This window comes from Staphylococcus pseudoxylosus, assembly GCF_044794325.1.
Classification (GTDB): Bacteria; Bacillota; Bacilli; order Staphylococcales; family Staphylococcaceae; genus Staphylococcus; species Staphylococcus pseudoxylosus.
Map to the genome: position 1 here is coordinate 1,384,472 of NZ_CP085024.1, position 25,668 is coordinate 1,410,139.

General features: G+C 32.1%; 29 protein-coding genes. 28 read left to right on the forward strand and 1 reads right to left on the reverse strand.

Features of this window, described 5'->3' with window-relative positions:
• Positions 1 to 19 precede the first annotated feature (19 nt).
• The 28 genes from alaS to holA all read left to right on the forward strand — a co-directional run bounded on the left by alaS (position 20) and on the right by holA (position 24,708).
• Entirely contained in the window at positions 20 to 2,650 is a 2,631-nt protein-coding gene (gene alaS, locus LG295_RS06620; protein ID WP_107558288.1) for an alanine--tRNA ligase, read from the forward strand.
• A gap of 68 nt (positions 2,651 to 2,718) precedes the next feature.
• The gene (locus LG295_RS06625) at positions 2,719 to 2,979 is read left to right on the forward strand and encodes an IreB family regulatory phosphoprotein (RefSeq protein ID WP_017724647.1); all 261 of its coding nucleotides are present in this window, start codon (positions 2,719 to 2,721) and stop codon (positions 2,977 to 2,979) included.
• Between the two features lie 3 nt (positions 2,980 to 2,982).
• Positions 2,983 to 3,411, forward strand: coding sequence for a Holliday junction resolvase RuvX (gene ruvX, locus LG295_RS06630; RefSeq protein WP_017724646.1), 429 nt, complete (start codon positions 2,983 to 2,985; stop codon positions 3,409 to 3,411).
• A 16-nt stretch (positions 3,412 to 3,427) separates the two neighbouring features.
• Positions 3,428 to 3,754, forward strand: a complete 327-nt coding sequence (locus LG295_RS06635) for a DUF1292 domain-containing protein (RefSeq protein ID WP_017724645.1) — start codon at positions 3,428 to 3,430, stop codon at positions 3,752 to 3,754.
• Between the two features lie 656 nt (positions 3,755 to 4,410).
• Positions 4,411 to 5,052, forward strand: coding sequence for an O-methyltransferase (locus LG295_RS06640; RefSeq protein ID WP_326017229.1), 642 nt, complete (start codon positions 4,411 to 4,413; stop codon positions 5,050 to 5,052).
• Positions 5,049 to 5,972 carry a peptidase U32 family protein gene (locus tag LG295_RS06645; protein ID WP_318832814.1) on the forward strand — a complete coding sequence of 308 codons (924 nt, stop codon included), beginning with the start codon at positions 5,049 to 5,051 and terminating at the stop codon, positions 5,970 to 5,972. Before LG295_RS06640 ends, LG295_RS06645 begins: the two co-directional genes overlap by 4 nt.
• Positions 5,973 to 5,985: 13 nt before the next feature.
• Positions 5,986 to 7,254: a U32 family peptidase gene (locus LG295_RS06650; RefSeq protein ID WP_404476771.1), complete on the forward strand. Its 1,269-nt coding sequence runs from the start codon at positions 5,986 to 5,988 to the stop codon at positions 7,252 to 7,254.
• The gene (udk, locus tag LG295_RS06655; protein ID WP_017724641.1) at positions 7,254 to 7,877 is read left to right on the forward strand and encodes a uridine kinase; all 624 of its coding nucleotides are present in this window, start codon (positions 7,254 to 7,256) and stop codon (positions 7,875 to 7,877) included. The genes LG295_RS06650 and udk overlap by 1 nt, the downstream gene beginning before the upstream one ends.
• A gap of 27 nt (positions 7,878 to 7,904) precedes the next feature.
• A complete protein-coding gene (greA, locus tag LG295_RS06660) occupies positions 7,905 to 8,381 on the forward strand; it encodes a transcription elongation factor GreA (protein ID WP_107531929.1) in 477 nt (158 codons plus the stop codon).
• Between the two features lie 306 nt (positions 8,382 to 8,687).
• On the forward strand, positions 8,688 to 9,410 hold the full coding sequence (gene pxpB / locus LG295_RS06665; protein WP_107558784.1) for a 5-oxoprolinase subunit PxpB: 723 nt from the start codon (positions 8,688 to 8,690) through the stop codon (positions 9,408 to 9,410).
• Between the two features lies 1 nt (position 9,411).
• A complete protein-coding gene (locus LG295_RS06670; RefSeq protein WP_107558778.1) occupies positions 9,412 to 10,410 on the forward strand; it encodes a biotin-dependent carboxyltransferase family protein in 999 nt (332 codons plus the stop codon).
• A 2-nt stretch (positions 10,411 to 10,412) separates the two neighbouring features.
• Positions 10,413 to 10,853 carry a biotin/lipoyl-containing protein gene (locus LG295_RS06675; RefSeq protein WP_107530723.1) on the forward strand — a complete coding sequence of 147 codons (441 nt, stop codon included), beginning with the start codon at positions 10,413 to 10,415 and terminating at the stop codon, positions 10,851 to 10,853.
• Between the two features lie 22 nt (positions 10,854 to 10,875).
• Positions 10,876 to 12,237, forward strand: coding sequence for an acetyl/propionyl/methylcrotonyl-CoA carboxylase subunit alpha (locus tag LG295_RS06680; RefSeq protein WP_107558780.1), 1,362 nt, complete (start codon positions 10,876 to 10,878; stop codon positions 12,235 to 12,237).
• Entirely contained in the window at positions 12,234 to 12,992 is a 759-nt protein-coding gene (gene pxpA / locus LG295_RS06685; protein WP_107530721.1) for a 5-oxoprolinase subunit PxpA, read from the forward strand. Before LG295_RS06680 ends, pxpA begins: the two co-directional genes overlap by 4 nt.
• Before the next feature lie 3 nt (positions 12,993 to 12,995).
• A complete protein-coding gene (locus LG295_RS06690; RefSeq protein ID WP_107530720.1) occupies positions 12,996 to 14,228 on the forward strand; it encodes an NRAMP family divalent metal transporter in 1,233 nt (410 codons plus the stop codon).
• 229 nt (positions 14,229 to 14,457) lie between these two features.
• Positions 14,458 to 15,144: a 5'-methylthioadenosine/S-adenosylhomocysteine nucleosidase gene (gene mtnN / locus LG295_RS06695; RefSeq protein ID WP_404476778.1), complete on the forward strand. Its 687-nt coding sequence runs from the start codon at positions 14,458 to 14,460 to the stop codon at positions 15,142 to 15,144.
• 15 nt (positions 15,145 to 15,159) lie between these two features.
• Positions 15,160 to 15,687 (forward strand): YqeG family HAD IIIA-type phosphatase, encoded by a 528-nt coding sequence (locus LG295_RS06700; RefSeq protein WP_404476780.1) that lies wholly within the window; start codon positions 15,160 to 15,162, stop codon positions 15,685 to 15,687.
• Entirely contained in the window at positions 15,688 to 16,794 is a 1,107-nt protein-coding gene (gene yqeH, locus LG295_RS06705) for a ribosome biogenesis GTPase YqeH (RefSeq protein WP_325999135.1), read from the forward strand. It abuts the gene before it with no gap.
• 12 nt (positions 16,795 to 16,806) lie between these two features.
• A complete protein-coding gene (gene aroE / locus LG295_RS06710; RefSeq protein WP_107530716.1) occupies positions 16,807 to 17,604 on the forward strand; it encodes a shikimate dehydrogenase in 798 nt (265 codons plus the stop codon).
• A gap of 11 nt (positions 17,605 to 17,615) precedes the next feature.
• Entirely contained in the window at positions 17,616 to 17,906 is a 291-nt protein-coding gene (gene yhbY, locus LG295_RS06715; protein WP_017724629.1) for a ribosome assembly RNA-binding protein YhbY, read from the forward strand.
• Positions 17,906 to 18,478 carry a nicotinate (nicotinamide) nucleotide adenylyltransferase gene (gene nadD / locus LG295_RS06720; protein ID WP_107558722.1) on the forward strand — a complete coding sequence of 191 codons (573 nt, stop codon included), beginning with the start codon at positions 17,906 to 17,908 and terminating at the stop codon, positions 18,476 to 18,478. Before yhbY ends, nadD begins: the two co-directional genes overlap by 1 nt.
• Complete coding sequence (gene yqeK / locus LG295_RS06725) at positions 18,468 to 19,052, forward strand: bis(5'-nucleosyl)-tetraphosphatase (symmetrical) YqeK (RefSeq protein ID WP_107558723.1); 585 nt, start codon at positions 18,468 to 18,470, stop codon at positions 19,050 to 19,052. The genes nadD and yqeK overlap by 11 nt, the downstream gene beginning before the upstream one ends.
• The gene (rsfS, locus tag LG295_RS06730) at positions 19,053 to 19,406 is read left to right on the forward strand and encodes a ribosome silencing factor (RefSeq protein WP_017724626.1); all 354 of its coding nucleotides are present in this window, start codon (positions 19,053 to 19,055) and stop codon (positions 19,404 to 19,406) included. It abuts the gene before it with no gap.
• Positions 19,407 to 19,408: 2 nt separating this feature from the next.
• Complete coding sequence (locus tag LG295_RS06735; RefSeq protein WP_107530713.1) at positions 19,409 to 20,125, forward strand: class I SAM-dependent methyltransferase; 717 nt, start codon at positions 19,409 to 19,411, stop codon at positions 20,123 to 20,125.
• A gap of 48 nt (positions 20,126 to 20,173) precedes the next feature.
• On the forward strand, positions 20,174 to 20,887 hold the full coding sequence (locus LG295_RS06740; protein ID WP_326020289.1) for a helix-hairpin-helix domain-containing protein: 714 nt from the start codon (positions 20,174 to 20,176) through the stop codon (positions 20,885 to 20,887).
• 85 nt (positions 20,888 to 20,972) lie between these two features.
• Positions 20,973 to 21,434 carry a ComE operon protein 2 gene (locus tag LG295_RS06745; protein ID WP_017724623.1) on the forward strand — a complete coding sequence of 154 codons (462 nt, stop codon included), beginning with the start codon at positions 20,973 to 20,975 and terminating at the stop codon, positions 21,432 to 21,434.
• A 4-nt stretch (positions 21,435 to 21,438) separates the two neighbouring features.
• Positions 21,439 to 23,661, forward strand: a complete 2,223-nt coding sequence (locus LG295_RS06750; protein WP_404476790.1) for a DNA internalization-related competence protein ComEC/Rec2 — start codon at positions 21,439 to 21,441, stop codon at positions 23,659 to 23,661.
• A 72-nt stretch (positions 23,662 to 23,733) separates the two neighbouring features.
• Positions 23,734 to 24,708, forward strand: coding sequence for a DNA polymerase III subunit delta (holA, locus tag LG295_RS06755; protein WP_318832822.1), 975 nt, complete (start codon positions 23,734 to 23,736; stop codon positions 24,706 to 24,708).
• Positions 24,709 to 25,187: 479 nt separating this feature from the next.
• Here holA and rpsT read toward each other — a convergent pair whose 3' ends face one another.
• Positions 25,188 to 25,439, reverse strand: a complete 252-nt coding sequence (gene rpsT, locus LG295_RS06760; protein ID WP_017724620.1) for a 30S ribosomal protein S20 — start codon at positions 25,437 to 25,439, stop codon at positions 25,188 to 25,190.
• Between the last annotated feature and the right edge of the window lie 229 nt (positions 25,440 to 25,668).

A 25,668-nucleotide genomic window follows, 5' to 3' on the forward strand; every position in this document is an offset into this window, starting at 1 on the left:
GATGGAGGAAATTTAAGGTATGAAAAACTTAAAAGCAAGTGAAATTAGACAAAATTTTATCGATTATTTTGTAGAACAAGGTCATATGGTTGAACCATCAGCACCATTAGTTCCAATTGATGATGATTCTTTACTATGGATTAATTCTGGCGTAGCAACGTTAAAAAAATATTTTGATGGTAGGGAAACGCCAAGAAAACCACGTATTGTAAATTCACAAAAAGCAATTAGAACAAATGACATTGAAAATGTAGGGTTTACTGCACGTCATCATACATTTTTTGAAATGTTAGGTAATTTCTCAATTGGTAATTATTTTAAAAAAGAAGCAATTGAATTTGCATGGGAATTTTTAACTAGTGAGAAATGGATGGCAATGGACCCTAAAATGTTATATGTGACTGTACATCCTGAAGATATTGAAGCGTATCGTATATGGAATGAGGACATTGGTTTAGAGGAAAGTAGAATTATTAGAATTGAAGGAAATTTCTGGGATATTGGTGAAGGTCCTTCAGGTCCTAATACAGAAATTTTCTATGATCGTGGAAATAGTTATGGTAAAGATGATCCAGCTGAAGAAATGTATCCAGGTGGAGAGAATGAGCGTTTCCTTGAAGTGTGGAATTTAGTGTTTAGTGAATTTAACCATAATAAAGACCACACATATACACCACTCCCGAATAAAAACATTGATACGGGTATGGGATTAGAAAGAATGGCATCATTAGCTCAAAATGTACGTACAAATTATGAAACAGATTTATTCATGCCAATAATCCGTGAAGTAGAAACACTATCAGGGAAAAAATATCTAGAAAAAGATGCATATGACGTTGCATTTAAAGTTATATCAGATCATATTCGCACGATTGCATTTGCAATTGCTGACGGTGCATTACCAGCTAACGAGGGTCGTGGTTATGTATTACGTCGCTTGTTACGTCGTGCGGTGAGATTTAGCCAATCTTTAGATATCAATGAACCATTTATGTATCAATTAGTTGATATAGTTGCTGATATTATGGAACCGTATTATCCAAATGTAAAAGAAAAGTCTGATTTTATTAAACGTGTAATTAAATCTGAAGAAGAACGTTTCCACGAAACATTAGAAGAAGGGCTTGCTATTTTAAATAATCTTGTTGCTCAAGCTAAAGAACAATCTAATGAAATTAGTGGTAAAGATGCTTTTAAACTGTATGATACTTACGGGTTCCCTGTAGAACTAACTGAAGAGATTGCAACACAAGAAAATTTAACAGTAGATATGGCCACATTTGAATCTGAAATGCAGCAACAAAGAGATAGAGCTAGACAAGCAAGACAAAATTCACAATCAATGCAAGTGCAAAGTGAAGTATTGAAGAAAATTACGACTGAAAGTAAGTTTGTTGGTTATGATGTAATGGACAGAGCTACTACAATAACTGATATCATTCATAATGGCGAATTAGTTGATACTGCAGAAGCTGGTGAGATTGTTTATTTCATCCTTAAAGAGACGCCATTTTATGCAGTAAGTGGTGGTCAAGTTGCCGATCAAGGTAAAGTAAGTAATGAAAACTTTGAAATTACAGTAACTGAAGTTACGAAAGCACCTAATGGTCAAAACTTACACAAAGGTGAAATTCAATTTGGTACAGTAAAAACAAATGCAGAAGTGTCTGCAAGTGTTAACCATAAAGACCGTAGTGCAATTAAGAAAAACCACAGTGCAACACATTTATTACATGCAGCATTAAAAGAAGTGTTGGGCGAACACGTTAATCAAGCTGGTTCATTGGTTGAAGCAGAGCGTTTAAGATTTGATTTTTCACATTTCGGCCCTATGACTCAAGAAGAAATTGATCAAGTGGAACGCAGAGTTAATGAAGAAATATGGAACAGCATTGAAGTTAACATCCAAGAAATGCCTATAGAAGAAGCTAAACAAATAGGTGCTATGGCTTTATTTGGTGAGAAATACGGTGATGTGGTCAGAGTAGTAAATATGGCACCATTCTCAATTGAGTTGTGTGGCGGTATTCATGTTAATAACACTTCTGAAATCGGTCTATTTAAAATCGTAAGTGAATCTGGTACTGGTGCTGGAGTTAGACGAATAGAAGCTTTAACTGGTAAATCAGCTTTTCTATATTTAGAAACGATACAATCACAATTTAATGCTGTTAAAACTCAAGTAAAAGTTAAAACAGATGACCAAGTTTTAGATAAAGTAATACAAATGCAAACAGAAGAAAAAGAATTAGTGAAACAACTAGAACAAAAAAATAAAGAAGTTACTTCACTGAAAATGGGAGACCTTACAAACCAAGTTGAAGAAATTAACGGTTTGAAATTCCTTGCTACCGAAGTTGAAGTGCCTAACGCTAAAGCTATACGTGAAACGATGGACGACTTCAAATCAAAATTACAAGATACAGTGATAGTACTCATTAGTAATGTAGATGGCAAAGTATCATTAATAGCAACTGTACCAAAAGCGTTTACTGATAAAGTAAAAGCTGGCGATATTATTAAAAATATGGCACCAATTGTAGGTGGTAAAGGTGGAGGTCGCCCAGACATGGCTCAAGGTGGCGGAACTCAACCGGAAAACATAACAGAAGCATTACGATTTATTAAAGATTACATTAAATCGCTATAACTTCAAGGCGTTCTCATGTAGAATGAGAATAAGAGCTTTTTTATCTCGATACAAAAGGAGTGGTGTACATGGAAAATTTTGATAAAACAATGAAATTTAATTATGATGAAATTCCAAAAGAAGATGTCAAAACAGTGTTACAAAATGTCTATAATACGTTGAAAGAAAAAGGGTATAATCCAGTAAATCAAATCGTTGGTTATTTACTCTCAGGTGATCCTGCCTATATTCCACGTCATAATGAAGCTAGAAATCAAATACGTCGCATTGATCGTGATGATATTATGGAAGAATTAGTTTCTAGTTATTTACAAGAGAAAACTAACTAATTTATGTTAAAACATAAAATTATTGGTTTAGATGTAGGTAGTAAAACTGTTGGCATTGCGATAAGTGATCTTATGGGTTGGACAGCCCAAGGATTAGATACACTCCGTATAGACGAAGAAAAAAATGAATTAGGTATAAATCAACTTGTAGATATTATACAAAAAGAGAAAGTTGGTACCGTAATTATCGGATTACCAAAAAACATGAACAATTCTATTGGATTTCGAGGCGAGGCTTCGTTACAATACAAGGAGCAACTTCAAGAAGCACTGCCATCATTAGAGATAATTATGTGGGATGAACGCTTAAGCACTATGGCTGCAGAACGTTCACTGCTTGAAGCAGATGTTTCTAGACAGAAACGAAAAAAAGTAATCGACAAAATGGCTGCGGTCTTTATATTGCAAGGCTATTTAGACTCATTACAATAAAAAGGAGCGTTTAATTATGACTGAACACAATCACGATTCTCAATTAGAAATTAACAACGAAGAGGAATTACTTACTCTATACGATGAGGAAGGTAATGAAGTCTTATATCGTAAAGTATTAGAATTCTTCCACCCAGAATTTAAAAAAGAATATGTGATTCTTGCTGAAGAAGGCGCAGAATCTGATGATGATGATTTAATAGAATTGGTACCAATGATTAATGAACCAGATGAAAATGGTGAAGGTGGTAAATTCTTACCTGTAGAAACAGATGAAGAGTGGGACATGATTGAAGAAGTAGTTAATACTGAAATGGACGATCATGACCACGATCACGAGTAATAGATAATAATTAATTAATATGCGAAAAAGCATAAGAATTTGGAATTGAAATATCAATTCATAAAATAAGAGGGCTAATCCATTAGGGATTAGCTCTCTTTTATATTTATAACTTTAAAAATTTGATCAAGTATTGGTTCCTTTGGATATGATTTTGAGCTTATGATCGATACTATAAATATTCCTCAATTAATTCTCTCAGTTATTAGTAAATCAGTAGAGTATGTAATATTTATTCAAAGAAATATGTTGGTCTATGATGTGAAATAATTATAGTTTAACTTTAAAACGAGGCGTTTTTTGTAATTGTGTTATGACATGATTCTAATTTTATTACCAATGGAAAATACAATATTAAATACTATGAATAATCGATAAAACAATGACCGGTATGATAATTCAATTTTTTAATTTAGTATTCACTATGACTTTACACTTATATTCTCTATTTGTTTGTGATAAAATATATAAAGTTAAATTTGTGCGTACATACATAAAAGAAAAAGTTTTATACTGAATCATAATTAAAATAATTACGCACATTGAATTTAGGATTTAATATTTTGTTTAAATTATTTAATCAGTCACTAAATGACTGATTTATTTTATTGCTTGAATCCAAAGTATGATTTTACAACAAAGGAAGTTATGAAGAAATGGATAATAATCAATCCTATTTATTAAATTTACACAAGCAAACCGATGAAAATATAGAAACTCTAAGAACGTTTGCAGAGGAAAATAATGTCCCAATTGTAGATAGGCTGACACTTGAGATGATAAAACAAGTAATCAGATTACATAAACCAACAAACATATTAGAAATTGGTACTGCTATAGGCTACAGCGCAATGCAATTTGCTTCGATATCTAAAGAAATTCAAGTGACGACAATAGAACGTGATGAAGAAATGATAAAGAAAGCAAAAGAGAATATAGAATTATTTGGTTTTAATAATCAAGTAAAACTAATTGAAGGCAATGCGTTAGAACAGTTCAATAAGGTGAACGATCGAACGTATGATATGATATTTATTGATGCTGCTAAAGCACAATCAAAGAAATTTTTTGAACTTTATACGCCAATCTTAAAAGATGGTGGTGTTGTTATTACGGATAATGTACTATACCACGGTTTTGTTTCGGATATATCAGTGGTACGCACACGTAATGTACGTCAAATGGTTAAAAAAGTAATAGAGTATAACGAATGGTTAATTAATCATGAAGGCTACACAACTAATTTTTTAAACATAGATGATGGTTTAGCAATTTCAATTAAAGGAGAATCACAATGACAGAATTATTAGTTACACCCAAATCTGTTAAACATATTGAAGTGTTAATTGAAAAAGGCGCTGATGCATTTGTGATAGGTGAGCAGAAATTTGGATTGAGGCTTGCTGGTGAATTTAATAGAGAGGCTATGCGAGAAGCTGTGAATTTGGCACACAGTAATGATAAAAAGGTTTATGCAGCTGTGAATGGACTTTTTCACAACTACCATTTAAATGCCGTTGAATCCTATATAGAATTTTTGCACGAAATTAAAGTTGACCGCATTATTTTTGGTGACCCAGCTGTAATTATGTTTGTGAAAAATCAAGATAACCCAATTCCACTTAATTGGGATGCTGAAACGTTAGTGACAAATTATTTTCAGTGCAATTATTGGGGGAAAAAGGGCGCCAAACGTGCTCAGTTAGCAAGGGAATTGAACTTAGAAGAAATACTAAATATAAAAGCTAATGCAAATGTGGAAGTTGAAGTACAAGTCCATGGTATGACATGTATGTTTCAATCTAAGCGTATGTTGTTAGGCAACTATTACACCTTCCAAGAGCGACAATTAAAGATTGAGCGTAATCTAGTAGCTGATGAATTACTATTATATGACGAAGAACGTGATAACAAATATCCAGTCTACGAAGATTATAATGGCACTCATATTATGTCTCCGCATGATATATGTTTAATAGAAGAATTAGAACCTTTATTAGAGGCTGGTATAGATGCATTGAAAATAGATGGTGTGTTACAGTCAGAAGAATATATAAGCGTGTGTACTGAACAATATAGAGAAGCCATTGATTTATATAATGAAGACCCGGAAGCTTATGAAGATGAAAAATTTATGCTTGTTGACCCAATTGAAGCAATACAACCAGAACATCGCCCATTTGATGAAGGTTTCTTATATAAACAAACAGTATATTAATGGAGGTTGAACAGTGGAAATTTTAGAAGAAATTAATATTCAACATAAACCTAAAATGAAAAAGCCTGAACTTCTTGCACCAGCTGGAAATTTAGAAAAACTGAAAATAGCCGTACATTATGGTGCAGATGCTGTTTTCTTGGGCGGACAAGCATATGGTTTAAGATCAAATGCCGATAATTTTACATTAGCAGAAATAAAAGAAGGCGTTGAATTTGCCAAACGTTATCATGCTAAAATTTATGTTACTACGAATATAATCGCTCATGATGAAAACATGGAAGGTCTAGATGACTATTTACGTGACTTAGCATTGGCCGGTGTTACAGGAATCATTGTTGCAGACCCGTTAATTATTGAGACTTGTAAAAGTGTTGCGCCAGAACTAGAAATTCATCTATCTACACAACAATCACTTTCAAATTATAAAGCGGTTGAATTTTGGAAAGAAGAAGGTCTAGACAGAGTTGTTTTAGCGCGTGAAACTGGTGCAATGGAAATGAAAGAAATGAAAGAGCAAGTAGACATCGAGATTGAATCATTTATACATGGAGCTATGTGTATTGCTTATTCAGGTAGATGTACTTTAAGTAATCATATGACCGCAAGAGATTCAAACAGAGGTGGTTGTTGTCAAAGTTGCCGTTGGGATTATGACTTACTGCAAGTGGAATCTGACGGAGAATTAGACTTATATTATAGAGATGAGGAAGTCACACCATTTGCAATGAGTCCGAAAGATCTAAAATTAATAGAATCTATTCCAAATATGATGGATATTGGTGTTGATTCATTGAAAATAGAAGGGCGTATGAAATCAATTCACTATATTGCTACAGTTGTTTCTGTTTATAGAAAAGTGATTGATGCTTATGCCAATGACCCTCAAAATTTCAAAATCAAACCAGAATGGTTAATAGAATTAGATAAATGTGCCAACAGAGATACTGCTTCAGCTTTTATAGAAGGTACACCTGGTTATGAAGAGCAGATGTTTGGACATCAGAATAAGAAAAATTCAGCTTATGATTTCTGTGGATTAGTATTAGATTATGATGAGAAAACTAAGATTGCAACGATTCAACAACGAAATAAATTTGAGCCTGGACAAGAAATAGAATTTTTCGGCCCAGAAATTGAGACTTTTCGACAAGTTGTAGAAACAATTTATGACGAAGAGGGTAATGAACTTGATGCTGCCCGTCACCCATTACAAATTGTGCAAATTAAAGTTAATCATCCAATTTATGCAAATAACATGATGAGAAAGGAAATTGGATAATGAAAAGTACAACAATAATTGGTATAGCTGGTGGGTCTGGATCAGGTAAAACATCAGTCACAAATGAAATTATGAAAAATTTAGAAGGTCATAGTGTTGCACTATTGGCTCAAGACTATTATTATAAAGACCAATCGCATTTAACTTTTGATGAACGTTTGGAAACCAATTATGACCATCCTTTCGCTTTTGATAATGACTTGTTAATTGAAAATTTAACCGACTTAAGAAATGGTAAACAGGTTGAAGTGCCAACATACGATTATACAAATCATACAAGAAGTGAGGAAACGATTGCATTTGAGCCAAAAGATGTTATTATCGTAGAAGGTATATTTGCGCTTGAAAACAAAACATTAAGAGATTTAATGGATGTAAAAATTTATGTCGATACAGATGCTGATTTACGCATATTAAGACGTCTTCTTAGAGACACTGAAGAAAGAGGCCGTACAATGGATTCTGTAATCAATCAATATCTAAATGTAGTTCGACCAATGCACAATCAATTTATAGAACCTACAAAAAGGTACGCAGATATTATTATTCCAGAGGGTGGAAGTAATAAAGTAGCGATCGATATAATGACAACTAAGATTCAAACTTTAGTAAGTAAACAATAGTATTTATATGTAAAGGAAGATGACATAATGGAAAATCAAAAACAATATCCAATGACTCAAGAAGGATTTGAAAAGTTAGAAAATGAACTTGAAGAATTAAAAACAGTTAAGCGACCTGAAGTCGTTGAAAAAATTAAAGTTGCACGTTCTTTTGGAGATTTATCAGAGAACTCAGAGTACGATGCAGCTAAAGATGAGCAAGGTTTTATTGAACAAGATATCCAACGTGTAGAACATATGTTACGTAATGCACTTATTATTGAAGATAATGGTGATAATAATCAAGTGCAGTTAGGTAAAACTGTAACTTTTGTAGAATTACCTGGCGATGAAGAAGAAGAATATCAAATTGTCGGTTCTGCAGAATCTGATGCATTTAAAGGAAAAATCTCTAACGAATCACCAATGGCAAAAAGTTTGATTGGGAAAAAATTAGATGATGAAGTACGTGTACCATTACCAAATGGTGGAGAAATCAACGTGAAAATTGTTAATATTAGATAATATAATTAAGTACCCCCTAGCAGCGTCTTTACTGTTGGGGGGTACTTAAAATATATTGTAGTGTCTCTATACTAATAGATTGCATTTTATAGATTAACATTAAAAATATTTAATAGTATATTAATAAAAAATGACTCTACTTAATAATTAAACATTAAGATTTTATGTATTTGCATTTATTATTATTGTTGATAATTATTTACTATTAAACAGGAAAATAAAATGAATGATATAATGATAATGTTAATCTCGTAATTAAGTTTTTATTTAAAATTAATTGCAGAAAGCATAAAGGGGGATACGTTTCTGGAGTATAAATTAATAAACGAACAAACTATTATGATTTATTTTGAAGCTCAAATAAATCAAGATATTTTTAATAAAGTTCAACAAGTCAAACAGTATATTATAAATCAAAAACATCCTGCAATTATAGATATTGTACCGAGCTATAGAGCAATTATGCTTAATATTGATATCGCACAATGCGATGTTAAACAAGTAGTTGAAGAACTTAAATTGGATCAATCAGACAATGAATTGGAAGCGTATACAAATAGGGAAGCTAAGCAAATCAATATCCCTGTACTTTACGGTGGAGCGTATGGTCAAGATCTAAGTGAAGTTGCTTCATATAATAATTTATCAGAAGAAGAAGTTGTGCAATTACATACAGATAATACATACTTAATATATATGCTTGGCTTTATGCCTGGTTTTCCATTTTTAGGAGGTTTGAATCCACAATTACATACTCCAAGAAGGCAGGAACCAAGAACAAGTATACCTGCTGGTTCAGTTGGTATTGCTAATAATCAAACTGGTTTATATCCAAAGGAATCACCGGGGGGATGGCAGATAATTGGTCGTACACCAATTCGAGTATTCGATATTAATCGCACGCCAATGAGCTTATATAATTCAGGAGATACAATTAAGTTTTATTCAATTGATGAAGAAACATTTGAGCATATACAACAGTCACAACTACAAGATGATTTTGAAATTGCAAAGTGGGTGAATATATAGTATGGGTATTAAAATATTAAACCCTGGCTTATTTAGTACAGTTCAAGATTTAGGTAGAGTTGGTTATCAAGACCAAGGTTTTTCAACAGCTGGTGCACTAGATACTTATGCTTTAAGAATAGGGTATACATTAATAGGTAATGAAGGACCGGCCATTGAATTCACGATAATTGGGCCGACAATACAATTTCTAAACGATAATACATTTGTGTTAACAGGTGGACGTTTTGAAGCGACATTAAACGATCAAACTATCTCTCATCAAACAGTTATTTTTGTTGAGAAGGGTGATGAATTAAAAATAGGTTCAGTTGTTGATGGGGCAAGAGGATATATATTGTTCGGGAAACCAATCGAAATACCAAAAGTAGCCAATAGTTATTCAACACATACCAGAAGTAAGATAGGTGGCTATCATGGCAGAGCATTAAAGTCTTCTGATGTAATCACATGTCAACTAAATCATATGTACACAGAGCGGATAGGTTTGAGTTGTCCAGTTGAGACGTTAAATCAAGAATTAATTCATGTAATAGAAGGTCCTCAAATAGAGCATTTTAGTGATGAAGCTAAACAAAAGTTAGTAAACGAAGTCTTTGAAATTTCAGAAAAATCAGACCGAATGGGTTTTCGTTTACAAGGTGAAAATATCGCACCAATGGAATCTGCAGATATCATTTCTGAACCTGTAGCTTTGGGTAGTATTCAAGTTCCAAATGATGGTAATCCTATTATTTTATTAAATGATAAACAAACGGTTGGTGGCTATACTAAAATTGCAACAGTGTGTGCTGCCGATTTACCGATACTTGCGCAGAAAAAACCTAATGAAACGATTAAATTTGAATGGGTAACGGTAGCAACAGCTACAGAAAAGTTAAAGGAAAAAGAGCAAGCCTTTAATGAAAAGCAAAATCAAATATTAAAAGCACCTATTTTCGATATATCTCAACTGAGAAAGACTTCTAATCGAATTAATAAATTACTTAAAGGAGAATAATAATGAATTTAGAAAAAGTAGAACAATTAATTAAATTGGTTAAATCAAATGAAGTTAAGAAATTCAGCTATAAAGATTTTGAACATGAAATATCAATAGATTTCACAGAAGGCGTAGCTAATAATGTTGTTTCAAACCAACCATCTAATCAGTCGAGTGCAGCATATTCAAACGATACGTCTAATGATGAAACAAACGAATCAAATTATCAATCAGTTAAATCACCTATGGTCGGAACATTTTTCTTGCAAGATGAGAAAGAATTAACCAACCCAATCGTAAATGTTGGTGACGAAATTAAAAAAGGAGATACGATTGGTTACATAGAAGCGATGAAAGTTTTAAATGAAGTAGTAAGTGACATTTCTGGCGTGGTAGATGAAATTCTTGTCGAGCACGGGTCTAATGTTGAATATAATCAACAGATTATAAAAGTGAAATAAGTCTGAAAAAAGGGGTGTTTGTATGTATCGTTGTTTAATCGCAAACAGAGGTGAAATTGCAGTAAGAATTATTCGAGCTTGTAGAGAACTTGATATTGAAACGGTTGCAATATACGCTCTAGGTGACGAGAAAAGTTTACATGTCAGTTTAGCAGATCAAGCAGTTTGTATTGGTGATGCTAACCCATTAGAGAGTTATTTAAATCAGGACAGAATTATAAGTGCAGCTAAAATTACAGGCGCGAATGCTATTCACCCAGGTTATGGATTTCTATCAGAAAGTTCATCTTTTGCAAAAAAAGTAGAAGAAAATGATATCTACTTTATAGGTCCTACGCAAAATACGATGGAAATGATGGGAGATAAAATTACAGCAAGGCAAACTGTAGATAATGCAGGCGTACCAATTATTCCAGGATCGACAAAAGCTGTAGAATCAATTGAAGAGGTGCAAAACATTGCACAAGAAATTGGCTATCCGCTTGTGTTGAAAGCTGCTAGTGGTGGCGGTGGTAAAGGGATTAGAATTGTTAAAACTGAAGATATGCTTGCTAAATCTTTTACAGAAGCAAAAAGCGAAGGAAAAAAATATTTTGATGATGATCGTATATATGTAGAAGCCTTTATACCAGTTGCAAAACATGTTGAAGTTCAAGTAATAGGTGATGGGAACGAAAATTACATACATTTAGGCGAAAGAGATTGTTCAGTACAAAGAAAAAATCAGAAGTTGATCGAAGAATCACCGTGTGCAGCTATAACTGATGAAATGAGAGAATCTATGTGTTTAGATGCAGTTAAGGTTGCGAAAGCTTCAAATTATAGGAGCGCAGGCACAATAGAATATTTAGTTACTAAAGATGCATACTATTTCATTGAGATGAATGCGCGTATTCAAGTAGAGCATACTGTAACTGAAATGAGAGCTAATCGAGATTTATTACAGGCGCAACTTTATTTGATGCAGCATGGTACCTTACCATTTGAGCAAGAAGATATTATTTTTAATGGTCACGTAATAGAAGCAAGAATTAATGCTGAAAATCCAGAAAGACAATTTCAACCTTCACCAGGGACAGTCCAATCTTTACATTTACCACAAGGTTTTAATATTCGTGTGGATAGTTTGTTATATCATGGGTACACAGTTTCCCCTAATTATGATTCGTTGGTTGCTAAGGTTATTGTTAAATCATCGACTCGCCAATTAGCAATTAAGAAATTGAAAGTAGTACTTGATGAAATGGTGATAGATGGATTTACAACCACCGCAGATTTCCTATATGCTGTATTATCATATCCTTTGTATGCAGAAGGAAATGCTGAAGAAGTGGATATTAAGTTTTTAGATAGGCATCAAATCATTAAGGAGGAAACAAAATGAAAGTGGATTTAAATTGCGATTTAGGAGAAGCATTTGGTAATTATTCTTTTGGTGGCGACAAAGATATTATTCCACTCGTTACATCAGCAAATATAGCTTGTGGTTTTCATGCTGGTGATCAACATGTTATGAATCAAACGATTGCACTCGCAAAACAACATAATATTGGAATTGGTGCACATCCAGGTTTACCAGACTTGCAAGGGTTTGGTCGTAGAAATATGGATATTACACCGAATGAGATTTACGATATTGTAGTTTATCAACTAGGTGCACTTTATGGATTTTGTAAAATCCATGATGTTTCAATGAATCATGTGAAACCTCATGGAGCGCTATATCAAATGGGGGCAAGAGATAAAGCAATTGCACAGGCAATTGCACAAGCAGTTTATGACTTTGATGAATCACTGATATTTGTTGGACTATCAAATACATTGCTTATATCAGAAGCTAAATCAGTAGGATTAGCAACTGCTTCAGAAGTGTTTGCTGATAGACGCTATGAAGATGATGGACAGCTTGTAAGTAGAAAAGATGCCAATGCACTTATTACAGATACAAATGAAGCTATCGAACAAGTTATAAATATGGTAAAATCACAAAAAGTTATTACCAAAAATAACAATACAATAGATATAGAAGCTGATACTATTTGCGTACACGGAGATGGTGCGCATGCGCTTGAATTTGTATCGCAAATAAGAGAAAGATTGTCGAAAGAAGGTATTTCTATTTCAAGGCTGGAGGGCTAAATTATGGGGGAAAGATTAAAGTCAGATGAGCAAGAATTTAAGTTTACTAAGAATCACAAAAGACTACTATTAGGGTCAGTATTTTTAATGGCGACTTCCGCAATAGGACCAGCATTTTTAACACAAACTGCTGTCTTTACTGCGCAATTTGCTTCAAGTTTTGCATTTGCCATTTTGCTATCAATAATTATTGATATAGGTGCACAAATTAATATTTGGCGTGTGCTAGTTGTAACCGGAAAACGAGGACAAGAAATAGCTAATGAAATAGTCAATGGACTAGGAACATTTATTTCTATTCTTATTGCAATAGGTGGTCTCGCATTTAACATCGGTAATATTGCTGGTGCTGGACTAGGACTAAATGCCATATTTGGCTTAGATGTTAAAATTGGCGCAGCCATTACCGCCGTCTTATCAATTGGTATATTTATTAGTAAAAGCGGACAGAAAATAATGGATGTAGTTACAATGTTCTTAGGTGTATTGATGATTATTGTAGTAGCATTTGTTATGTTCAAAGCGAATCCACCTTATGCTGAAGCGGCTAAACATTTAGTTATGCCTGAACAACCACTTGCACTCGTCTTGCCTATTATTACTTTAGTCGGTGGTACGGTTGGTGGCTATATTACTTTTGCAGGAGCACATAGAATATTAGACTCAGGCATTCAAGGGAAGGCATACTTACCATTTGTAAATAAAGCAGCCATCTCAGGTATTTTAACAACAGGTGTTTTAAGAACATTGCTATTCTTAGCAGTACTAGGTGTAGTAGTTACCGGTGTAACATTAAACTCAGAAAATCCACCAGCTTCTGTGTTTGAACATGTTCTAGGACCGATAGGACGTAATATCTTTGGTGTTGTATTATTTGCTGCAGCCATGTCATCAGTCATTGGTTCTGCATATACGAGTGCTACATTCTTAAAAACACTTCATAAATCAGTCTATAATAAAACAAATATCATTGTAATTAGTTTTATTGTGTTTTCAACTTTAGTGTTCTTATCACTAGGTAAGCCTGTAACACTTTTAATAGTTGCAGGGGCATTAAATGGTTTGATTTTACCAATTACGTTAGGTACAATATTGATTGCTAGTAAACGTAAATCTATAGTTGGAGATTATAAACATCCCACTTGGATGCTCGTGTTCGGAATAGTTGCGGTGATTGTAACCATTGTAACGGGCGTGTTCTCATTACAAGGACTCACTGAATTATTTGGTAGTTAATAAATAATTTTATAAACCCTGTAAGTATTGTCATTGACGCATACTTACAGGGTTTTAACTATGGAACGTGTCATAATTAAATAGGATAGAAATGGTTTTGATTAAGAATCGAAATAGATAAAGAATTGAATATTTGGAAATTGAATAAAAACATAGAACTAATATCGAGCTATTCTTTTAAATATGGTAGAATAACTAAGGCTAGGATTTTAAGATGAGGTGAATGAATGTGATTGGTATTATAGGTGCTATGGAAGAAGAAGTAGCAATCTTAAAAGATAAAATAAAAAATTTAGAAGAAATTAAAATCGCGCATGTAATCTTTTATAAAGGGAATTTAGAAGGTAAAGACATAATTCTTACACAAAGTGGTATTGGTAAAGTGAATGTAGCGATTTCAACTACATTATTAATTAATCAATTTGAGCCTGACTTAATTATTAATACAGGTTCTGCCGGTGCACTAGACAAATCATTAAATGTAGGAGACGTTGTCGTAAGTGATATGGTTGCCTATCATGATGCAGACGCAAGAGCTTTTGGCTATCAACTAGGACAAATCCCACAAATGCCGGCGCAATTTGTTGCAGATAAAACATTAATAAACAAAGCAATTGAAGCTATTGAGCAACAACAAATCAATGCCAAGACAGGCTTGATCGTTAGTGGCGATAGTTTTATTGGTACAAGTGAACAACGCATGGCAATTAAAACAAACTTTCCTCAAGCTATGGCAGTGGAAATGGAAGCCACTGCGATTGCACAAACTTGTCATCAATTCAATATGCCATTTATAATTACTCGTGCAATTTCAGATTTAGCAGATGGCGATGCGGGTATTACATTTGAAGCATTTTTAGAAAAAGCAGCAATATCTTCAAGTGAGATCGTAGTACACTTAATTAAAACTATATAAAAAGGTGAAAATAAAATGGGTATGATAAAGCATTATTTTATGCCAAATGAATATGTTCAGTCTATTTTTCAAATAGATATTGAAAAACTTGCAGCATCTGGTGTTAAAGGTATAATTACAGATTTAGATAATACGCTTGTAGGATGGGATGTAGCAAATCCAACAGAAGCTGTTAAACAATGGTTTAAACAAGCAAAAGAATCAGGTATTACAATAACAATTGTTTCTAATAATAATAAACAACGTGTTGGAAGTTTTTCAGAATCATTAAAAGTTGATTATATATTTAGGGCGAAAAAACCAAGAGGTAGAGCTTTTAACCAAGCATCAAAATTAATGAATTTGAAACCTTCTGAGATTGTAGTAATAGGAGATCAAATGCTAACAGACGTATTTGGTGGTAATAGAAGAGGCATATTTACAATTATGGTTGTTCCTGTAAAACAAACAGATGGTTTTATAACAAAATTTAACCGTTTAATCGAGCGAAGATTGTTACAACATTTTAGAAAAAAAGGTTATATTACATGGGAGGAAAACTGATTGGCTGAAACTGAAATATTGAAATGTATTGGTTGTGGTGCGCCATTACAAGCTGAAGATCCAAATGCGCCCGGTTATGTACCAGAACATAATTTATATCGCGAGGATGTCATTTGTAAGAGATGTTTTAGATTGAAGAATTACAACGAAGTACAAGATGTAGGGTTAGATAGTGAAGACTTCTTAAAATTACTCAATGGCTTAGCCGATAGAAGCGGAATTGTTGTGAATGTAGTTGATGTATTTGATTTTGAAGGTTCATTTATTAATGCAATTAAACGTATTGTAGGTAACAAAAAGATTATTTTAGTAGCCAATAAAGTAGACTTATTACCTAAACAAATTAATAAGCGTCGTGTGAAAGAGTGGCTGAAAAAGACAGCTAGAAAATATGGCCTAGAAGCTGATGATGTTGTACTTATTTCTGCTGAAAAAAATGAAGGTATTGAAGATTTATTAAATTCAATCAATACATTAAGAAACAGTGAAGACGTATATATTGTAGGTACGACAAATGTAGGGAAATCAACGCTTATTAATAAATTAATTGAACGAAGTGTTGGCGAAAAAGACGTAGTTACAACATCAAGATTTCCTGGTACGACTTTAGATATGATTGATATTCCTTTAGACGATACTTCTTTCATGTACGATACACCTGGTGTAATTCAAGAACATCAGATGACACATTATGTCACTGAAAATGAACTTAAGACAATCATGCCGAAAAAGGAAGTTAAACAACGTATATACCAATTGAATGAAGGTCAAACCCTATTCTTTGGTGGACTAGCAAGAATCGATTACGTAAGTGGTGGGAAACGGCCACTAGTCTGTTATTTTTCTAATGAATTAAATATACACCGTACCAAAACTGAAAACGCCAATGAATTATGGCGTAATCAGTTAGGCGCTGTGCTTGCACCACCTAATGACCCAGAGCATTTTGACTTACAAAATGTTAAAGCGGTAAGGTTAGAAACTGGAAAAGAAAAACGCGACGTGATGATTTCTGGTTTAGGATTTATTACAATTGATGAAGGTGCTAAAGTTATCATTCGCGTACCTAAAAATGTTGATGTAGTATTAAGAAATTCAATAATGTAAGGTGGCATAAACATGAAATATGCGGTAATAGGTAACCCAATAGTACATTCATTATCCCCAATCATGCATAATGCGAATTTTAAAGCGTTAAACAATCCATCATCTTATGAAGCAATTAATATACCAGAAGATCAATTTCACCTAATCAAAGAAATTATTGATGAAAAAGCACTTTCTGGATTTAATGTGACGATTCCTCATAAAGAAAATATATTGCCATATCTAGATGAAATAGATGATCAATCCAAGACAGTTGGCGCTGTAAATACAGTGAAAATTGAAGATGGTAAATGGATTGGCTACAATACAGATGGTATTGGGTATGTTACGGGATTAAAACAGGTATATCCAGATTTGGAAAATGCTTATATATTAATTTTAGGTGCTGGCGGCGCAAGTAAAGGTATTGCAAATGAATTAGTTAAGCATGTACACTCTAAATTAACCATTGCTAATAGAACTTTGAAACGTTTTGAAAATTGGGATTTAGATGTGAACCAAATTACTTTGGAAGAAGCAGAACAAGCGCTAGATGAATTTGATATTGTGATTAATACAACACCGGCCGGTATGCATGAAAACAAGGAGGTAGTTATTAATCTAGATCACTTAGATTCGCGAACTTTAGTTAGTGATATTGTGTATGTACCTTTTAAAACGCCAATTTTAGAAATAGCAGAAGCGAAAGGAAACCCAATTCACAATGGCCTTGATATGTTTGTATATCAAGGAGCAGAGAGTTTTAAAATATGGACAAATGAACTACCTCAAATCCAAATTATGAAAGAGGCAGTTTTAAAGCATTTATAAAGGAGTTAATTATGTTAACAGGTAAGCAAAAAAGATTTTTACGCAGTAAAGCCCATAATGTCGACCCAACTTTTCAAATAGGTAAAGCGGGTATAAATGATAATATGGTAGATCAACTACAAGATATTTTAGAAAATAGAGAACTCATTAAAATACATGTGTTACAAAATAATTCTGAAGATAAAAATGATTTAGCACAGACTTTAAGCGATGCAACGCGTAGTGACATTGTGCAAGTAATCGGGTCTATGATTGTGTTGTATAAAGAATCTCAAGACAATAAGCAAATTCAATTACCATAATGACAAAGTCAATCGTAATATATGGTGGGCAGTTTAACCCGATTCATGTTGCTCACATGGTAGTAGCTAGTGAAGTTAATGATGTCATTAAACCGGATGTATTTTATTTTTTACCAAGTTATATGTCACCTTTAAAGGTTCATGAAGATTTCTTAGACGCAAATCATAGGGTTACAATGATACACAATGTTATTAAGGAACTTGGATTCGGCGAAGTTTATTTAGACGAAATAGAGCGAAAGGGACAGAGCTATACATTTGATACCGTTCATTCGATGTTAGAAGAAAATCCTGAAGCTAAAATATATTTGGTGATTGGCACTGATCAGTATGATCAGCTAGATAAGTGGTATAAAATAGATGAATTAAAAGAGCTCATCACATTTGTAATTGTTAATAGAGACAAGGCACAACAAAGTGTTGATGCAGATATGATAGCAATTACAATCCCGCGCATTGATATTAGTTCAACGTTAATTAGAGATAGAATAAAATCTAATAGGAATATTCAGGTTTTGGTTCCTCCAAGTGTTGAACAATATATCCGAGAGGAAGGATTATATGAAAATTGATCAAGCAGTTGAAATTGTTAAGGAGAAATTACCTGAAAAAAGGTTTAACCATTCATTAAGAGTAGCAGAAACAGCCGTGAAATTAGCAGAAATTTATGATGGTGACAAAGATAAAGCTGAACTTGCAGGTATTTTACATGATTATTCAAAGTATGATGACCTAGGTTCAATGTATCAAATTGTTACACAACAAGATTTAGATCGCAATTTACTAAGTTATGGCTCTGAAATATTACACGGGCCAGTTTGTGCAGTAATTATGAAAGAACACTATGGTATTAAAGATGAAGAAGTATTACTCGCAATTAAAAATCATACTACTGGCCGTGCTCAAATGACGAAAACCGAAAAACTTGTATTTATTGCAGATTATATAGAACCAGGCCGTCAGACCCCAGGCGTTGAAGAAATTAGAGATTTAGCATACAATCAAGGTAGCTTAGATAAAACTATATACGAAATATCTAAGCGAACAGTGTTATATTTAATTAATAAAGATATTAATGTTTATGACGCAACGATTGCATGTTTAAATTATTATAATTACAGTGACGAAAGAGTAAAGGATGATTAGATGAAATCAGATCAACTATTAAAGCTAGCTGTCGAAGCAACAGAGAATAAAAAAGCAGAAGATATTATTTCATTAAATATGAAAGGTATTAGCGATATGACAGATTATTTCGTAGTTTGTCACGGAAATAATGAAAAACAAGTTCAATCAATCGCACGTGCAGTTAAAGACGCAGCTAACGAAGCAGAAATTGAAGTTAAGCGTATGGAAGGCTTTAATGAAGCGAGATGGATTCTTATTGATTTAGCAAATGTAGTCGTACACGTTTTCCACAAAGACGAAAGAGATTATTATAATATTGAAAAATTATATAGAGACGCACCATTAGAATCATATAGACAGGTAGTATATTAATTATGTCTCAATATGAAGAAATGAGCCTGTTTTACGATCAGTTAACGCTTGATCAGCCTTATGAGTCTTGGTTAGAGATTGTAAATTATTTTGCAGAAGATAAAGGCTCTATCTTAGATATAGGATGCGGTACAGGTAGCTTAACGTCATTATTTAATGAATTTAAACAAGTGACTGGTATGGACCTCAGTATCGATATGCTTGCGATAGCAGCACATAAATCAGAACATGTTAATTGGCTAGAAGGTGATATGACTGATTTTCAACTCAACACATCATTTGATGTTATCACCATTTTTTGCGATTCATTAAATTATTTACCTGAGACAGAGCATGTTGTTGCAACTTTCAAACGTGTTTTCGAGCATTTAGATAATAATGGTGTATTTATGTTTGATGTGCACACAAGTTTTAAAATGGATACTTTATTTAATAATCAAAGTTATATTGATGAATCGGAAGATGTATTTCTTGGATGGGAAGCTGTTAAAGGTGAAGAACCATTAAGTGTATGGCATGATATGTCATTTTTTATTAGACAATCTGATGGTAAGTATAATCGATTTGATGAATCTCACTATCAGCGTACCTATCTAGAATCAGAATACAAGGATATGCTTACCCAAGTAGGTTTTAAGGATATTCAGACATTTGTAGATTTTGAAATTAATAATCATGATGGTGAAGGACACCGCTTGTTTTTCATTGTTAAAAAATAAAAGTAAAATCACTCCTTTGTACGTGTATTGTATAAAGGAGTGATTTTTATGTTGTTTCAATGGGAAAGATGGAAAGAAATTATTATCAAATATAAAATTATATTTAGCATTATTTCAATTGTTTTATTACTAACACTTATTTTTTTAGCTAATAAATTTATTCATATGGATGACAAAAAGATGAACGAAATTTCAACAGTATCTATAAATAAAGTGGCAAGTGAATCTCAATCTAAAGAAACTGAATCTAATATTAAACGAAAAGAAAAACCTAGAAAATCCGAAAATGAAGTGATTATTGTAGATGTAAAAGGTGCGGTTAAACATCCTAATATCTACGAAATGAAGTCTACAGACAGAGTCAAACAGTTATTAGATAAAGCACAGATTTTGGATAATGCAGATCTTTCAACAATTAACCTTGCTGAAAAGTTGTTGGATCAAAAAGTTATATATATTCCCAAAAAGGGAGAAACACCAGTTGCAAATACTAATGATTCAAGTAAATCAAATAACCACCAACAAGAGCAAACCCTAGCTTTGAAAACTGAATTGAACGATAGTCAACAAGGAAAAATAAACTTAAATAGTGCTAGCGAAACTCAATTATTAAGTGTAAATGGTATTGGTCCTACAAAAGCTAAATCTATTATTGAATATAGAGAGCAACATGGCAATTTTGAATCAGTGGATCAATTAAAAGAAGTTAAAGGAATAGGATCAAAAACACTGGAAAAGATCAGTGATTATTTTGTAGTTTAAGTTTTTGTTGCATTTTTAAATGATACAAATTAACCTATAATTAAATCAAAATCATATTTTAATCAAAAGACCGGAGGCTATCATCATGGATCGCATTAAATGGGAAGAATATTTTATGGCACAAAGTCATTTATTGGCATTACGCTCTACGTGTCAACGCTTGTCAGTAGGCGCTACTGTTGTAAAAGATAATAGAATTATAGCTGGAGGATACAATGGGTCTGTATCAGGTGAGGTTCATTGCATTGATGAAGGTTGTTTATTAGAAGATGGCCACTGTATACGTACTATACATGCTGAAATGAATGCATTATTACAGTGTGCTAAACAGGGAGTATCTACTGATGGTGCAACAATTTATGTTACGCATTTTCCTTGTTTGAATTGTACGAAGTCAATTATACAAGCAGGAATTAAAACAATTTATTACGCTGAAGATTATCACAATCATGATTATGCGTTGAAATTATTAGATCAATCAGGTATCGAACACACGAAAATCCCTTTCAACCAAGAACATGTAGCACAATACTTAATGAATCAATAACTTCTTGATTTTTTATGCATTAGCATATTTAGTTGGTATTTTATGGCTACATGTCAAATCATTGTCGATGCTGATCTTTGTAATCATAATGGTAATAGGTATTAGAAAAAGGTTAAGATGGTTTCAAATACTATTTATTCTATTAATACCAATATTATCAAATGTGTATTTTCAATATCATTTAAAAGTGACAGTTGAACAACATAACTTTTTAACGAAACAAACTGTGTATACTCAAGCTTATTTTATAAATAAGCCAAATTTGAACGATAAAAAATTAACAGGAAATGTCAAAATAGGAAAGCGTACATTTAAATATTATTATCAAATAAAAAGTGAAAATGCTAGGGGAGTACAATCAAAAATTGTTCGCCAAAATTGCAAAATTGAGGCTATATTTAAGTCGTACAGTAATCACCCATACAGCCAATTATCACTTTTTATAAATAATATTGATTTTAGTAGTTGTTATAAACCCAAAAGTGATTATTCATATATTTTAGATTATCACAAGCAGTACGTATTAGAACGACTTAAGCATTTACACATTGAATCTACGGGTAAGGTTTTTGCGCTTATAAGTGGTGATGTATCAGAAATTAGTAAAGACGACATTGCTAAATATAAAGATATTGGGATATATCATTTATTAGCCATTAGTGGCATGCATATAGGTACATTAACAAGCATATTATATTTTTTGTTAAACCATATGAAATGTCCAATTGTTATCATTAAAATAGTCATTTGCGTTATTTTACCATTATATGTTTTTTATATAGATTTAGCTCCAAGTGCTATAAGAGCAACTATGACTTGTCTCTTATTAATTATATTATCTAAATCAATTGCAAAGAATGCGCTTAATATACTATCATTATCATTTATTTTTATGACTTTGCTTCATCCACCTTTTGTTTATCATTTAGGCTTTCAATTCTCTTTTCTTATTACATTTTTTATTTTGTTCGCTCTTCCACTATTAGAAAAAGCTCATTTGATAAAAAATATTTTCTATCTATCTTTAATTGCGCAACTGGGTTCATTTATTATAAGTGCTCTTTACTTTAATCACATTCAATGGATTGGTATTATAACTAACCTCTTTTTTGTACCTTTCTATACATTTATCCTATTTCCATTTGTTATTATCATCGTTATCCTCTTACATTTCCCTCTAGAACTAAGTTTCCTTATCACACCACTAAATTTATTGATGATGTTCCACGATGTAGCTATCAATCTATTCATACACATGAACATTTATAAATGGCATGTACCTGAACTTAATGAAATATTTATTACTTTAACTTTCGTTACAGTTTTTATAGCATTAGTTTTTTTAGTTCATAAATATTATGTATGTTTTATCATAACTGTAATTATTTTGTATATCATTTCTACAATCATGCCACATGATGATTGTTATAAATTAACAATGTTAAATGTGAATCAAGGTGATGCATTTCTATTCGAGACAAATGAACGAGAAAGCATACTTATTGATACTGGTGGCACATCGATAGGATCAGCTATGGATTCAGCAATGAAAGAAGATCATAATATAGCTAAATATCATATAATACCTACACTTAAAAAGCACGGTCTAACATCTTTAGATTATATTATTATTTCACATCCCCATGTAGATCATATGGGTGAATTAAGTTACTTAATAACTAAGTTCAAGATAAAGAATATAATCATTAATACAACAAGTTTTAACATAAATAAATTAAAGACTTTAAGCCGCCAAAGTGAGAGAAATCATATAAAACTGATTGATTTTAAAAATATACAGCAATTTAACCTAGGTAAAGCGAATATTACTTTACTAGATTCAACTATTAAGCATTCAGAGGATTTAAATGAACATTCTATTGTAACTTTTATAGAATATAATAAGATTAAAATGTTGTTTATGGGAGATGCTACCACTAAAAATGAACAAATACTTTTGCGTAATTTTAAATTGCCAAAGATAGATATACTAAAAGTGGGTCACCATGGAAGTAAAACAAGTACTAGCAATGAATTTATAAAAAAAATACAACCAACCATTTGTCTTGTTTCTGTAGGTAAGACCAATCGATACCGTCTACCCAACCAAGAAGTTATAACTAAATTAAAAAGGTTAGGTTCTCATGTTTTCCAATCAAATGAGTGTGGAGAGGTGACTATAAAATTAAATTCCCAATTAACTATAAATACCGAAATGAACCAATGATTTTATGTAGAGAGATCAACCTCTCCGTGCTATAATAATTAAATGCGTAATAGTGATGAAAGGGTGCTAAAGATGAGCGATAAGATTATTACAATTTACGGTGAAGTACCTGAACTTATTGAAAAAAAGTCAGCTGAAGTCATTAACCGTTACTTGAATGCCCCTAAAGATGATTTTAACTTTGTTAAATATAATTTATATGAAAGTGATTTATCTCCTATAATTGAAGAAACACTAACCTTACCATTTTTTTCTGACAAAAAAGCAGTATTAGTTCAAAATGCATATGTGTTTACAGGCGAAAAAGCGCCAAAAGAACTAAATCATAATACTGATCAACTTATTGAATTTATTGAAAAATACGATGGGGAAACTTTAATAATATTTGAAGTCTATCAATCAAAATTAGATGAAAGAAAAAAGTTAGTTAAAACTTTAAAGAAACACGCTAATTTAATCAAAATTGAACAAATGACCGAAGAAGAGATAAAAAAATGGATAAAAAATGAACTTCACGAAAATTACAAAGATATAAAACAAGATGCGTTAGACTTATTTTTAGAACTTACGGGTATTAATTTTAATATTGTAAAGCAAGAACTTGAAAAAGTAATACTATTTTTAGGTGATAGAGCAACGATTAATAAGCAAGATGTACATCAAATTGTTAATAGAAGTTTAGAACAAAATGTTTTTTTATTAACTGATTATATTCAGAAAAATAAAAAATCCCAAGCTATACAATTGGTGAAAGACTTGATAGCAATGAAAGAAGAGCCAATTAAATTATTAGCATTAATTACAAGTAATTATCGCTTGTTTTATCAATGTAAAATATTAGGACAAAAAGGCTACAGTGGCCAACAAATAGCTAAAACAATCAATGCACATCCATACCGTGTTAAATTGGCTTTAAACCAATCAAGAAATTATCAATTAGAGAAGTTATTAAACATAATTGATACATGTGCAGAAACAGATTATAAATTGAAGTCATCATATATGGATAAACAATTGATTTTAGAACTGTTTATATTGTCACTTTAATTATATACAAATAGTTATGATTAACTTGATAAAATGACATTTAACCATATTGAAATACTATTGGTGCATTTTTAACTCATTGGTTTTCTACTTTTAAATATATTATATCGTTTTATGTTTAATTTAAATGAAATATTGAATTTGTACGTAGAATTTGGCTGTTGATGATATTTTTATTTCATCGACAGTCTTTTTGTTTAATAATTTAGTAATTTAAAAGTACTTTATAATAAATCACAAAAGTTAAATGTTTGATGCGTTATTGAAGGATAAGTTTGTACGACAGTTCGCACTAAAAAGATGATAATATATATAAATTAAACCGTGGCGGTGTTTATTATGTTGAATAAATCAATTGATAAAGGATCACTGCTTTTTTTGAAAAATAATTATATAAATATAAATAAACAAACCTTAGGCGAACTATCACCTAAGGTTTGTTTGATTAGTAGATTCGAGCAGTTGCTTGAATCTGTTTATTATTTAGCAGCTGTCATTAATGAAGACTTGATACGAGCAGCTTTGTTAGTGTGGATTAAGTTGCGTTGTGCAGCTTTATCTACTTTTTTCAAAGCAAAGCTCACTAAGTCAGCTTTGTTATCAGCACCAGCTTCTATAGCTGAATGAGCTCTCTTAACTGCTGTACGCATTTCATTTTTTTGAGAAATATTACGAGCTTCAGCAGTGTGTGTTGTGTTAACACGTTTAATTGCAGATTTAATGTTTGGCATGTGTGTCACCTCCTAAAAGTGATCTTCGCTATCAAAGTTAATTTGATTACAACAAGAAATATTTTATCAAAACAAGCAACTTTCTGCAATCATTTATTTATCTAAGGCGCGTAAAATAGACATAAATGATACAATATATGATAGAAAGATAAAAAAGTAACATAAAAGTTCAATTCAAAATCTCTTTAAAAATGTTATGACTTAATAAGTATTACTATTAAAATACTTT